13 protein-coding genes are annotated in these 12,862 nt (G+C 64.2%); all 13 read right to left on the bottom strand.

Annotation, left to right across the window (positions count from 1 at the left end):
* Positions 1 to 69: 69 nt before the first annotated feature.
* On the bottom strand, positions 70 to 1,023 hold the full coding sequence (locus C7401_RS33615; RefSeq protein ID WP_112176098.1) for an electron transfer flavoprotein subunit alpha/FixB family protein: 954 nt from the start codon (positions 1,021 to 1,023) through the stop codon (positions 70 to 72).
* Between the two features lie 15 nt (positions 1,024 to 1,038).
* Positions 1,039 to 1,788: an electron transfer flavoprotein subunit beta/FixA family protein gene (locus C7401_RS33610; protein WP_112176227.1), complete on the bottom strand. Its 750-nt coding sequence runs from the start codon at positions 1,786 to 1,788 to the stop codon at positions 1,039 to 1,041.
* A 95-nt stretch (positions 1,789 to 1,883) separates the two neighbouring features.
* Positions 1,884 to 3,167 carry an MFS transporter gene (locus tag C7401_RS33605; protein ID WP_258397334.1) on the bottom strand — a complete coding sequence of 428 codons (1,284 nt, stop codon included), beginning with the start codon at positions 3,165 to 3,167 and terminating at the stop codon, positions 1,884 to 1,886.
* 269 nt (positions 3,168 to 3,436) lie between these two features.
* On the bottom strand, positions 3,437 to 4,945 hold the full coding sequence (locus C7401_RS33600; RefSeq protein ID WP_112176094.1) for an AMP-binding protein: 1,509 nt from the start codon (positions 4,943 to 4,945) through the stop codon (positions 3,437 to 3,439).
* 33 nt (positions 4,946 to 4,978) lie between these two features.
* On the bottom strand, positions 4,979 to 6,154 hold the full coding sequence (locus C7401_RS33595; protein WP_112176092.1) for an acyl-CoA dehydrogenase family protein: 1,176 nt from the start codon (positions 6,152 to 6,154) through the stop codon (positions 4,979 to 4,981).
* A gap of 45 nt (positions 6,155 to 6,199) precedes the next feature.
* A complete protein-coding gene (gene lpdA / locus C7401_RS33590; RefSeq protein ID WP_112176090.1) occupies positions 6,200 to 7,603 on the bottom strand; it encodes a dihydrolipoyl dehydrogenase in 1,404 nt (467 codons plus the stop codon).
* Positions 7,603 to 8,856 (bottom strand): dihydrolipoamide acetyltransferase family protein, encoded by a 1,254-nt coding sequence (locus C7401_RS33585; RefSeq protein WP_112176225.1) that lies wholly within the window; start codon positions 8,854 to 8,856, stop codon positions 7,603 to 7,605. The genes lpdA and C7401_RS33585 overlap by 1 nt, the downstream gene beginning before the upstream one ends.
* Positions 8,857 to 8,860: 4 nt before the next feature.
* The gene (locus C7401_RS33580) at positions 8,861 to 9,652 is read right to left on the bottom strand and encodes an enoyl-CoA hydratase/isomerase family protein (protein WP_112176088.1); all 792 of its coding nucleotides are present in this window, start codon (positions 9,650 to 9,652) and stop codon (positions 8,861 to 8,863) included.
* 11 nt (positions 9,653 to 9,663) lie between these two features.
* The gene (locus C7401_RS33575) at positions 9,664 to 10,641 is read right to left on the bottom strand and encodes an alpha-ketoacid dehydrogenase subunit beta (RefSeq protein WP_112176086.1); all 978 of its coding nucleotides are present in this window, start codon (positions 10,639 to 10,641) and stop codon (positions 9,664 to 9,666) included.
* A complete protein-coding gene (locus C7401_RS33570) occupies positions 10,638 to 11,630 on the bottom strand; it encodes a thiamine pyrophosphate-dependent dehydrogenase E1 component subunit alpha (RefSeq protein WP_112176223.1) in 993 nt (330 codons plus the stop codon). The genes C7401_RS33575 and C7401_RS33570 overlap by 4 nt, the downstream gene beginning before the upstream one ends.
* Before the next feature lie 8 nt (positions 11,631 to 11,638).
* Entirely contained in the window at positions 11,639 to 12,070 is a 432-nt protein-coding gene (locus C7401_RS33565; RefSeq protein ID WP_372460571.1) for a MaoC family dehydratase, read from the bottom strand.
* A gap of 2 nt (positions 12,071 to 12,072) precedes the next feature.
* Complete coding sequence (locus tag C7401_RS33560; RefSeq protein ID WP_112176084.1) at positions 12,073 to 12,477, bottom strand: hypothetical protein; 405 nt, start codon at positions 12,475 to 12,477, stop codon at positions 12,073 to 12,075.
* Positions 12,474 to 12,860, bottom strand: coding sequence for a Zn-ribbon domain-containing OB-fold protein (locus tag C7401_RS33555; protein ID WP_258397333.1), 387 nt, complete (start codon positions 12,858 to 12,860; stop codon positions 12,474 to 12,476). Before C7401_RS33555 ends, C7401_RS33560 begins: the two co-directional genes overlap by 4 nt.
* Positions 12,861 to 12,862 lie beyond the last annotated feature (2 nt).

Genomic DNA, 12,862 nt, shown 5'->3' with positions numbered 1-12,862 from the left:
TTATTAGATATCTGATATCTTAGCACTGAGTGACTTTGAGGCGGCTTGGGGTGTTTCAGCGGTTGAATCTCAAGCCTGGGACGCGGGGCGCGCGAGTGCCTCCACAAGTTGCGGAACGACTGAGAAAAGATCGCCTACGAGGCCGTAGTCGGCCACGCTAAAGATCGGCGCTTCTTCGTCCTTGTTGATCGCGACGATGACCTTCGAGTCTTTCATGCCCGCCAGATGCTGGATCGCGCCGGAGATGCCCACGGCAACGTAAAGTCCCGGCGCGACGATCTTGCCGGTTTGGCCGACCTGATAGTCGTTGGGCACGTAGCCCGCGTCCACGGCCGCACGCGATGCACCCAGGGCTGCGTTGAGCTTGTCCGCGAGCGGTTCCAGAACCTTGGTGTAGTTCTCGCCGCTGCCAAGGCCGCGACCGCCGGAGACGATGATCGACGCGCTCGTGAGTTCCGGGCGATCGAGCTTCGTGACTTCGCGGCTCACGAACTGCGAAAGGCCGCTGTCGGCTGCGGCTTCGAGCTTTTCGATTGCGGCGCTGCCGCCTTCGGCTGAGGCGGCGTCGAACGCGGTCGTGCGGACCGTGATGACCTTGACCGGATCGGCCGATTGAACCGTGGCGATCGCATTGCCCGTGTAAATCGGACGCTCGAAGGTATCGGGCGATTCGACGGCGGTGATGTCGCTGATCTGCGCAACGTCGAGCTTCGCGGCAATGCGTGGCGTGACGTTCTTGCCCGCGGCCGTGGTCGGTGCGAGGATGTGCGAATAATTCTTCGCAATGCTGATGACCGTCGCTTCGACGTTTTCAGCGAGACCCTGTGCGAGTTGCGGTGCGTCGGCCAGCAGCACCTTCGCAACGCCTGCGATCTTCGCTGCCGCTTCGGCTGCGGCCTGCGCGTTGTGGCCAGCCACCAGTACGTGCACATCACCGCCAATCTTTTGCGCGGCAGCCACGGTGTTCAGCGTAGCGGCCTTGACGCTCGCGTTGTCGTGTTCGGCAATAACCAGAATCGTCATTTTTCAATCGCTCCCTTACAGCACCTTGGCTTCGGTTTTCAGCTTGTCGATCAGCGCCGCAACGTCGGGCACCTTCACGCCTGCGCTACGCTTGGCCGGTTCCGCGACTTTCAGCGTTTTCAGGCGCGGCGTAACGTCAACGCCCAGGTCTTCCGGCTTGACCGTTTCAAGCGGCTTCTTCTTTGCCTTCATGATGTTCGGCAGCGTGACGTAACGCGGTTCGTTCAGGCGCAGGTCCGTCGTGACCACTGCGGGCAACGTGAGCGCGAGCGTTTCCGCGCCGCCATCTACTTCACGCGACACGGTGGCCTTGCCATCGGCCACGACAACCTTCGAGGCAAACGTGGCTTGCGGCAGGTTTGCCAGGGCGGCGAGCATCTGCCCGGTCTGGTTCGAGTCGTCGTCAATCGCCTGCTTGCCGAGGATGATGAGCGATGGCTGTTCCTTGTCGACCAGAGCCTTCAAAAGCTTCGCCACGGCCAGCGGTTGCAGGTCTTCATTCGACTCCACCAGCACCGCGCGATCGGCACCGATTGCGAGCGCCGTGCGCAGCGTTTCCTGAGCTTGCGAAGCACCGCACGAAACGGCAATCACCTCGGTGGCGACACCCGCTTCCTTCAACCGCACCGCTTCTTCAACTGCAATCTCATCGAAAGGATTCGTCGCGAACTTCACGTTGGCGATATCCACGCCCGTGCCATCCGACTTCACGCGAACCTTCACGTTGTAATCCACCACACGCTTTACCGCCACCAATACCTTCAACTCCGCCTCCTCACATTTGGCCCGCTTGATACGCACTTCGCCGGGGTTTGAAATCCGGATCGTGGCGCCGTACTCCAGCGCCACGCCTTGAAACACTACTCACTAACAACGGATTGCTTCGCCGAAGCCCCCGTCGCGACACGAGACGGGGAAGCCCGCCCGATCGCAACCATCGAGAGTGCGGCAGCAATAACAGGAATGGCGAGCAGCAGAATCGCCCCCTTCAGCCCCACATGCGACTGCATGATCGTGCCGCCGACGATCGATCCCAGGATGGAGCCCAGACGCCCGACCGCATTGGCCCATGCCACCCCGGTCGCGCGCATTGACGTGGGGTAGTAGCTCGCCGAAAGCGCATAACCGCAAATCAGGCTTCCGCTCAGAAAGAATCCCGTCGCAAGCACAGCCAGGGAAAGAAACAGCTTCGACTCGAGCGCCATCGCGCAAAGCAGTATGCAAAACGCCGCGCCGGCGTACGAGTATCCGAGCACGCGCCCGGCGCCAAGCCGATCCATGCAACGCCCGAGCAATACGGCGCCCACCGTCGCGCCAACCTGATACATCGTCGCGATCAACGACGCCTGGGCGAGCGGAACGCCGGCTTCCGTGAGCATCAACGGCAGCCAGTTCATGAGCAGATAGATGACCGCGACGCTCGCAAAGAACGACACCCACAACGCGATCGTGCCGCTCACCACGTCCCGGCTAAACAGCGAGCGAACCGAAGACCTGACCGCCGCCTCTTCGGCAACCAGCGCGGGAATCCCCGCGCTGTCCGCAATCCGCGACGCAATGGCTGCGATCCGCGTGTCGTGGCGGCCGTCGTTGCGCAACACGAGAAAGCGCAGCGATTCGGGCAACGCGGCGACGATGAGCGGCACCACCAGCAGCGGCGCGATTCCGCCAATGATCAGAATCGCCTGCCATCCACCCAGATCGACAATCCGCGTGCTGATAAAGCCGCCAATCATCGCGCCGATGGTGAAGCCGCAAAACATCATCGTCACCAGCGTCGAGCGCACGCGCGCCGGACAATACTCCGACGTCAGCGTGATCGCGTTCGGCATGGCGCCGCCCAGGCCCAGCCCCGTGGCAAAGCGCAACACCACGAGCGTGGTGATGTCGGTGGCCGCGGCCGAGGCCAGGCTGCACGCGCCGAACACCAGCACGGAAATGGCGAGCACCTTCTTTCTGCCAACCCGGTCCGCAACCGGACCGAAGAGCACCGCGCCGATCATGAGACCGGTCAAGCCGAGTGCGAAGAGAGGCGCCATCGCCTCGGGGCTGAGCCTCCACTGCGCCCGAATGGCCGGCGCAATGAAACCCACGCTGGAGGTATCGAAGCCCTCGATCATGAGAATCAGGAAACAAATGGCCACAATGCGCTTCTGAAATCGGCTAACTGGAAGTGAGTCAATGAATTCATCGACTCTCCTGCTTTCGGCAACTCTCATGATCGTCTCCGTCAATTCCGGTTGTTTTGATTGATGGCGCGCCCGTCTTCGGCGCGCTTCGCCACCTGGCGACCGGAAGGGATTCCGGACCGTAGTGGACTTTCGTGTCTGGATGACTGCCTTGTTTCAATACATAGCATTGCGAATTACTTTTTCGCCGCTACGGTCCCGCTTTGCACTCACTGCGCTATTCCTCAGGTCGCGTTTCTCTCTCCGGCCAGCCGGTCCCGAATGGCCCTCTTGAGCACCTTGCCGGACGGGTTTCTCGGCAACGTCTCAACAACCACGAGTTGTTTGGGCGCCTTGAATCCGGCGAGCCTGCCCTCGCAATGGGACCGCACGTCCTCCACGCTCAAGGATTCGCCGTCGCGCAATACCACAACGGCGACAACGCGTTCGCCCCATCGTTCGTCGGCAACGCCCACTACGGCGGCTTCGGCCACCTGGGGCAACTGATACAGCACCCGCTCGACCTCCGACGAAGCGATGTTCTCGCCGCCGCTGAGGATCATGTCCTTCTTGCGGTCGGTCAGAAAGAGAAAACCCTCGGCGTCGAGATAGCCGATATCGCCGGTTCGAAACCAGTCGCCGTGGAAGCTGGCTCGGGTTTTCTGTTCATCGCGCCAATATCCGGCCGACACTTTCGGCCCCCGCACGCAGATTTCGCCCTCCTGCCCGCTCGGCAACACGCGGCCTTCTTCGTTGCGAATTTCAATTTCGACGTTGGCGAGCGCCCGGCCAGTCGAACCGATTTTCTCCAGCTCGCGCCCGGCTTCCATCATCGTGTCCCCCGAGCAGGTTTCGGTAAGGCCGTACGCGTCGACATAGCGTGCCTCGCGAAATAGCGTCTTGAACTCGCGAATGCGCTGTTCGGGCGTGCGCTCGCCCCCGCCTACGAGCCACCGGAAACTCGACAGATCGAACCGCTCCCGGCCCGGCAAGGCCAGCACGCGGTCGAGCATGACCGGCGCCATCCAGCCGCCCGTGAGCTTCTCAGCTTCGATCATGGCAAGCGCCCCCTGCGCGTCGAAGTCGCGTTGAATCGCGACCATGCCACCAACCTGAAGCACCGCGAGCCCCGGCAGATCGAATGCGCCCACGTGATAGAGCGGCCCCACCACGAGCAGCCGGTCGTCTGCCGACAAACCCAATGCCGCGATGTGATCGAAGCACTTCCACGCATAGTTCTCGTAGCTGTGCGTCACGCCCTTCGGCCGGTCGGTGGTTCCCGATGTGTACATCAGGCGGAACAGGTCTTGCGGGCCGCTTGCATGGCCGTTCTTCAGCGGCGCGAGCCCGCGCGCGAGTTCGCGGCTATCGGACTGCGCGCTTGCGTTCAACGCCACGAGCGCTTCGCAGCCGCCCGCATTGCCGCGCAGTTCCTCGTCGACGAACATCAAGCGCGCGGTCCCGTGCTCCGCGATGTAAGCGACTTCCTCGCGCGCGAGCCGGTAATTGATCGGCAACGACACGGCGCCCACATAGCTGATCGCGAGCGCGAGTTCGACAAATGCCGCGCTGTTCTTCATCAGAAGCGCGACGACGTTGCCCGGCTTGATCCCTCGCTCCACGAGCATGGCGGCCACGACTTCCACGCGGTTCTGCAACGCGGCGTACGACACCCGCTGGTCCTTGTAGATCAATGCGATGCGGTTCGGCTCGCTGCGCGCCCACCAGGCGACGCTGGAACACAATGACGTCATTTTCGTTTCTCCCACCCTCCACGGCTACAAATGTCAGTACGAACGCGGCATGCCGAGATCGTGGTTCGCGACGTAGTTCAGGATCATTTCCTCCGAAACGGGCGCAAAGCGGAAAAGGCGGCAATCGCGCCACAACCGTTCGACGTGGTACTCCTTCGCGTAGCCCATGCCGCCCATGGTTTGCATCGCGCGCTCGGTCGCGCGAGCCACCGTTTGCGCCGCGATCAGCTTGGCCGCATTGGCTTCGCTGCCGTAGTTCAACCCCGCATCGAAATGGCTTGCCGCCTTGTGATTCAGCAGCCGCGCGGCCTCGATCTCCACGTGACATTGCGCGAGCGGAAACTGCAATCCCTGGTACGCGCTGATCGGCCTGTCGCCGAACAGCTTGCGGTCGTTCGCATAGTTGACCGCGAGACGAATGGCAAGCTCGCCCGTGCCGACCAGGCCGGCCGTGGTCACGATACGCTCGGTGTTGAGCACGTCGAGCAACTCTTTCCAGCCGCTATGCAGCGTCCCGATCAGCTCGTCGGGTTCGATGCGCACGTCGTCGAAGAACACGCTGCTCGAATCGAGCGTGCAGGTGCCGAGCTTGTCGATCGAGGTGTGACTGAGGCCTTCGCGCTTCACGTCGATCATGAACATCGAGAGGCCGTCGGTTCGCGACGCGGCCTCCTCGCGCTTCTTCGTGCGCGCGATGACCAGCATCTTCGAAGCGACCTCGACGCCGGTGATCCAGATCTTGCGCCCGTTGAGCCGCCAGCCGCCGTCTGCCTCCTGCTTCGCGAAGGTCTTGATTTCCAGCGTATTGGTTCCGGCGTCCGGCTCGGTCAACGCCATGCAGCAGTTGATCTCGCCGCTGATGATCAGCGGCAGGAGTTCACGGCGCATTTTCTCGCTGCCGAAGCGCGATATCGACACGCCGCCAAAGATCGGGTTGATCATGAAGAGCTGGCCGACCGTCGAGCCGCCGCCGGTCGCGGCAAGGCTCTCGACGATCAACGCCATTTCCAGCATGCCCAGGCCGCTGCCGCCATATTCGGTCGGCAGCGCCACGCCGCAAAGACCGGCCTCGCAAACCGCGCGCCAGTATTCGGACGGAAAGGCCTTGCGCGCGTCGTGCTCGCGCCAGTAATCGAGCCCAAAACGTTCGCCAAGCTGGCGAGCGCTATCGACGATCATGCTTTGTTCGTCTTTCAAGCGAAAATCCATTGTCTCTCTCCTGGTGTTCCTTGCCGCATGCGAATCGCAACGGGATCAAATGTGCAGCGCGCGTCCGAAGGCGGCCAATGCCGACTCGTGCATCGCTTCCGAAACGCTCGGGTGAGGAAAGACCGTGCCGATGATCTCGGCCTCGGTCGCTTCGAGCGAACCCGCGAGGGTGAATCCGTGAATCAGTTCGGCAGCTTCGGGGCCGACCATGTGCGCGCCAAGCAGCGCCCCGGTCTGGGCGTCGAAGATCGTTTTGACGAAGCCCGCCGTCTCGCCCGTGGCCACCGCCCTGCCGTTGCCTTCGAGTGGAAAGCGCCCGATTTTCAGCGCCGCGCCCGTTGCCCTCGCCTGTGCCTCGGTCATCCCGACGCTAGCCGTTTGCGGGTAGCTATAGGTGCACGCGGGTATCCATGATTCGTCATGCTTATCATTGCCTCGCGCGCCCGCAATACGTTCCACGCAGGCCACGGCCTGGTGGCTGGCCTTATGCGCGAGCATCGGCGCGCCCACGACATCGCCTATCGCCCATACGCCGGGTTCCGCCGTTCGCCCGCAGGCGTCCGTGACGATCCGACCGTGCTCCGCCGCGACCCGCGTATTCTCGATACCGATGCCTTCCACGTTGCCCGTCAACCCGATGGCCACGAGCATGCGATCGGCCTCCAGCGCTTCGCTCGTTCCGGCGGCGCTCACCCGCACGCGCACGCCGGTTCCCGAGCGCTCCACGGCCTCGATGGTCGCGCCAGCCAGCACGCGCACGCCCTGACGCTCGAACGCCTCGCGCAGGAACGCCGAGACCTCTTCGTCGCCGGCGGGAAGCACCTGCGGCTTCGCCTCCACGACAGTGACTTGCACGCCGAGGGTCGAATAGAAGCTTGCGAACTCCATGCCGATGGCCCCCGAACCGACCACGATCAGCGAACGGGGCAGACTCCCCGGCGTCAAGGCGTCGTAGTAGCTCCACACGCGATCGCCGTCGAACGGCACGTGCGGCAACGCTCGCGGGCGCGCGCCGGTCGCGAGTATCACGTTTGCCGCGGTGAGCAAGCGGACGCTCCCATCGTCGCCGCGAACTTCCACGACGCCGTTGCCGGCCAAAACGCCCGTGCCATCCACGACTGCCACCCCGGCTTTCTTCAGCAGATGCGCGACACCGCGATTCAGGCGCTGCGCGACCTGCCGCGAACGCTCCACCATCTTCCCGAGGTTGATGCCCGGTTCGGCGAGGTCGAGTCCCAGCGTCGCCGCCCCGCGAATATGGCGCAGTGTGTCGGCGGCGTGCAGCAACGCCTTGGTGGGAATGCAGCCCCAGTTCAGGCAGATGCCGCCAAGGTGCTTCTTCTCGACAAGCGCGACTTTCAGGCCGAGTTGCGCGCCGCGCAGCGCGGCGACGTATCCACCCGGGCCGCCGCCAATCACTACGAGATCGAATGCAGTGTGTTCGGTCATCACGTCACCAGCAGCGTTAGGGGTTGCTCCAGATAGCCCACCACGCGCTTGAGAAAAGCAAGCGCATTGACGCCATCGAGCACACGGTGGTCGGCCGAGAGAACGAGGCCCATTTCTTTCCGCAACGCAGGGAGTCCCGCCGCGTCGGGCCGGAACAGTTCGCGAATGCTGCCCACGCCGAGAATCATTGCCTGACCGGGATTGATGATCGAACTCATGTAAGTCACGTCGTGCATGCCGGCGTTCGACACGGTAATCGCGCCTCCTGCCGTGTCCGATGCGCTCAAACGCCTTGCGTGCGCGCGCTCCGCCAACGCTTGCGACGCGCTCGATATCGCCTGGATCGATTGGCTGGCGACATCGCGCAACACGGGCACCGCAAGTCCACGTTCGGTGTGGACGGCCATGCCGACATCGGTCGTATCGAGATTCAGGATGCCGTGATCGGTCCAGACACGATTGACCTGCGGCATATCGGCGAGTGCGCGGCCGACGGCAGCCAGAATGAAGTGATTGATCGTAGTCCGAATGGTTGTCTGCGACGCTTTCAATTCGCGGCGTAATGCCTCCAGTCGCGAGACTTCCGCCTCCACGGCCAGATAAAAGTGCGGAATTTCTCGCTTCGATTCGCTGAGGCGGCGCGCGATGGTCTGCTCCACTGCGCTTGGCTGCGTGAGCCGTCCGGCCGGGCCGGCTGGCGTGGCGAGCGCCACTTCGTCACCGCTTCGAACGGGTTCTCCGGGCTCAACGAGCGAACCAGCGCGAATGCTGTCCAGATCGCCGGCCCGAATGCGTCCACGCGGGCCCGTGCCGCGTATCGCGCGCAAGTCGATGCCGCGTTGAGCGGCGAGGCGTCGCGCCAACGGCGTTGCGACCACGCGTTGCGGGCTATCAGGTTGCGCTTTCGCTGCCGGAGCCGTTTCATTTTCCGCAGCGGCGACGGAGTGGCTATTCACATCGTTCACGCCATTCGCGCCATTCACGGAGCGCATTGGCGCGGTACCGTCATCGGGCTTTCCATCGTCCCAATAGCCAATCACGCTGCCCACCGGCAATGTGCGGCCCACTTCGGCGCATGTTTCGATCAGACGGCCGCCCGCTTCGGCGGCGATCTCGGTCGCGGCCTTTTCAGACTCGATCACGAAGATGCCCTGGTCGGCTTCGAACGCTTCGCCAGGCGACACCATCCACTCGACCAACATGCCTTCGGCCATGGTCAAGCCAAGTTTGGGGACCAGTAGTTCGCGTCGCATCGTGTCAGCGTCCAACGAAATGGGGAGCGCGCTTCTCGAGGAATGCGCGACACCCCTCATGCGCGTCGGCGCTGTCGAGCACCAGCCCGATCATCGCCTGCTCGTGCGCAAGCGCCGACGGCAGGGTCATGTCGGCGCCGTCGCGCAGGGTCCGCTTGAGCATGCGCAGCGTGAGCGGCGATTTCGCGGCGATGCGGCCCGCCAGCGCAAGCGCTTCGCTTAACAAGTCCTCTCGGGGCACTGCACGATTGCACAAGCCGAGCGCAACCGCCTTTTCTGCGGTGATCTGGTCACCCGTGAACATCAGCTCCTTCGCCATGCACAGCGGAATTTGCCGGATGATGCGTTGCGTACCGCCCGCACCGGGAAACAGTCCGAGCGTGATCTCGGGCAGCCCGAGTTTGGCCTCCTGCGCCACCAACCGGATGTCCAGCGCAAGCAGCAGTTCCGTGCCGCCGCCGAGCGCCCAGCCGTTGATCGCCGCGATGGTGGGTTTGTCGCACACCTCGAAGCGCCGGAAAACACGGTGGATGATCTCGGCGAACGCCTGGTAGTGCGCGAGACCTTGCCGGCTGTCGAGGTCGGCAATATCGCCGCCCGCCACGAACGCGCGGTCGCCGGCGCCGGTCAGCACGATCGCGCGGATATCGTCGTCGCGCTCGAATTGGGTGAGCGCCACTTCGAGCGCCAGCAGGGTGTCGACGTTGAGCGCGTTGAGTGTTTTGGGCCGATTGATGGTCAGCAGGCCAATCGCCTCGCGTTTTTCGATCAGCACCAGTTCGTTCGAATCAGACATGCATGCCTCGTTCAGGAAAGGGTTTGTTTGATGGCGGCAACGACCGTCGCGACGTTCACGGCATATCCGCGTTCGAGGGAACTGGCGAACGGCACGGGCATGAACGGCGCGCCAACGCGCAGCACCGGTGCATCGAGGTCGTCGAAGCCTTCGTCGCCAATCGTCGCGGCGATCTCCGCGCCGACGCCGAACGCCTGGACCGCTTCGTGCACCACCACCGCGCGATGGGTGCGCGAGACCGATTCCAGTACGGTCTGCCGGTCCCAGGGCTGCAAGGTCCGCAGATCGATCACCTCCACGGCGATGCCCTCCGGTTCGAGCGCCACGGCGGCTTCGAGGCAGGTGAACACGGTTGCGCCATACGTCACCAGCGTGACGTCGCGGCCCGCACGCGCGATGCGTGCGCGGCCGATTTCAGCGCTCAGGCTGGCGTCGACCGCGCCCTTGCGCGCGTAGAGTCCCTTGTGCTCTACGAAGACGATCGGGTCCGGGTCGTCGACGGCGGCGCGCAGCAGCGAGTACACGTCCTGCGGCTCGGCCGGGCACACCACTTTCAGGCCCGGCACATGGGCCAGCCACGCTTCCAGACACTGCGAATGCTGCGGGCCCGCATTCACGCCGCCACCGTGCGGCGCACGCAGCACCAGCGGAACGCTGCCCTGCCCGCCGAACATGAAGCGCGCCTTCGCCGCCTGATTGACGAGCGCGTCCATGGCCAGCGTGATGAAATCCATGAACATGATCTCCACGACCGGCCGCAAGCCGGTCAAGGCCGCGCCCACGGCCGCCGAAGTCAGGGCCGCCTCGGAAATCGGCGTATCGCGCACCCGCTGCGGACCGAATTCGTCCAGCAGGCCACGCGTGGCCTTGAACGACCCGCCTGCCTCCGCAATGTCCTCGCCGAGCAGGACGACTCGCTCATCGTGTTGCATGCTGTCACGCAGCGCCTGCGTCACCGCATGGACATATCGCATTTCAGTCGCGCTCATGCGTGTTCCCGTTTCGTGTAGACATCCGCGAGCGCGGATTCGAATGTCGGCAGATCGTCCGCGCGCGCCGCCGCGATGGCGGCCTCGACGAGGCTCGCGATCTCGTGCTCGACCGACTCGACGCGCTCGTCGCTCGCCCCGCTTTCCAGCAACGCCGCGCGACCTCGCGCGACGGGATCGTGCGCCTGGAGCGCGCTCAGTTCGTCTGCGCTGCGATACTTCTGCGCGTCGCCTTCGAAATGGCCGCGCACGCGGTGCGTGATGCACTCCAGCACGAACGGCCCGCGGCCTTCGCGCAACCCCGCGACCGCCGTGCGCGCCGCGTCGGCGACGGCGCACACGTCGTTGCCGTCCACCTGCGCGTAGTCGATCCCGAACGCGCCAGCAAGCGCTTCCAGCTTCGCCGTGAACTGGCGCGACGTGGGCGAGAACTCCGACCACCCGTTGTTCTCGCAGACGAGCAGCAACGGCACGCGCCACAGCGCGGCCATATTGAGCGTTTCGTGAAGCACGCCTTCGGCCATGGCGCCGTCGCCGAAAAAGGAGACCGCCACGCCGTGGGTCTTGCGAATCGCGTGCGCCATGGCGCTGCCCAGCGCGATGGGTATGCCCGCGCCCACGATGCCGTTCGCGCCGAGCACGCCCAGCGAGAGGTCGGCAACGTGCATCGAGCCACCGCGCCCCTGGCACACGCCATGTGCGCGGCCCATGATCTCCTTGAAGAACCCCGTCACGTCCACGCCGCGCGCGAGCACGTGGCCATGTCCGCGATGCGTCGTCGCGAGGGTGTCCTGCGCGTCCAGGGCGCTCGCCACGCCCGCTGCGACGGCTTCCTGTCCGACACTGAGGTGAATGAAGCCGGGGACCTCGCTGTCGGCGAAGAGGCGGCTCAGGGCTTCCTCCACGCGGCGAATCAGCAGCATGCCCCTGTACAGGCCGAAGCGATGCGCCTGAACCGCCTGCGCGCCGGACGAGTCCGATGCGTTCATGCGTACATTCATCTGGACTCCATATCGTTAAGTTCGGTCACGGTTCGCGTTGGCGCGAGTGGGTCCGCATTGATGCGCACCGAGCCGACAATGCGGTCTGTGCCGTCGTCGCCGCGCACCCAGACGTCCAGCTTGCCGGGGTCGCCGTCGACCGGGCTGCCTCCGGCCGTAATGGTCTCCCCCGCGCGAACGGGTTTCACGAAGCGAATGTCGAGTTCGAGCGCCTCGAACGCCGCCGCGCCGAAACTCCGATAGAGCGCCTGCCACAACAGGCAGAGCGACATCGTGCCGTGGGCGATCACGCCGCCCATGGGTGTGTTCGCGGCAAACGCCTCGTCTAGGTGAACGGGATTGAAGTCATCGGTCATTTCCGCGTAATCGCGGATCATCGCGTGATCGACGTGCAGCGTCGCACTCTGAATGGCAAGGGTCATGGTCATCGTCAAGCGGCCCAGATCAGTGACAAGCGTCCTTCGTAGAGGGCGCGGCCATCGTCGCCCGTGCCCTGCGCGAGCAACTCGACGTAGCGGCGCTCCCGTTTGATTTCCTTCCCGTCGCAACGGATCACGGTTCGCACCGCCTCGCCGCGACGCGGCAAGGCGTGCAGGCTGAAGCGCTGCCGCGCATGCACGTTGCCGGGAGGGCGCGGCGTCACGACCGCGAGGTACGCGCGCATCATCATCGCCACCAGAAGCCCGGCCGCCTCGGCTGCGTCGTTCGCGCCGGACGATGCGGTGTCGCCAAAGATCTTCTGCCAGCTTCGCGCGTGCGAGTCGTCGAGCAGCAGCACGGTTTCGCCCATCGTCTTGCCGGGCTCGAAGGTGTCGTAGGTCACGATGTCGCTCATGCCTCGACCTCCGCATAGGGAAGCGACACGCCGTCGATTTCATGAAAGGCAATCGTCACCGGCTGGTCGATCTTCAGATCCCGTTGCGCGCCGTCCCTGACGTTCACCATCAGCCGGAAGCCTTCGTCCATGTCGACAATGGCGAGCGCATAAGGCGCTTGCGCGCGAAAGGCCGGGGTTGGTGCGCGGTGCACGACGGTGAAGCTCAGGATACGGCCGCGCCCTTTCGACGGCTTCCACGTCAACGCCTCCTTGAAGCAATGGACGCATCGGGCGCGCGGAATGCGCTGTACTTTTTCGCAGTGCGAGCAAATCTGGTAACGAAGCACCCCTTCGGCGCAACCCTCCCAGAAGGCGGCGGTCTCCGCCGTCGCGCGAGGCAATG

Source organism: Paraburkholderia unamae (genome assembly GCF_003268775.1).
GTDB classification, from domain to species: Bacteria; Pseudomonadota; Gammaproteobacteria; order Burkholderiales; family Burkholderiaceae; genus Paraburkholderia; species Paraburkholderia unamae.
The sequence above is the reverse complement of the archived record's forward strand: the minus strand, read 5'-3'. Positions and strand labels throughout refer to the sequence as shown.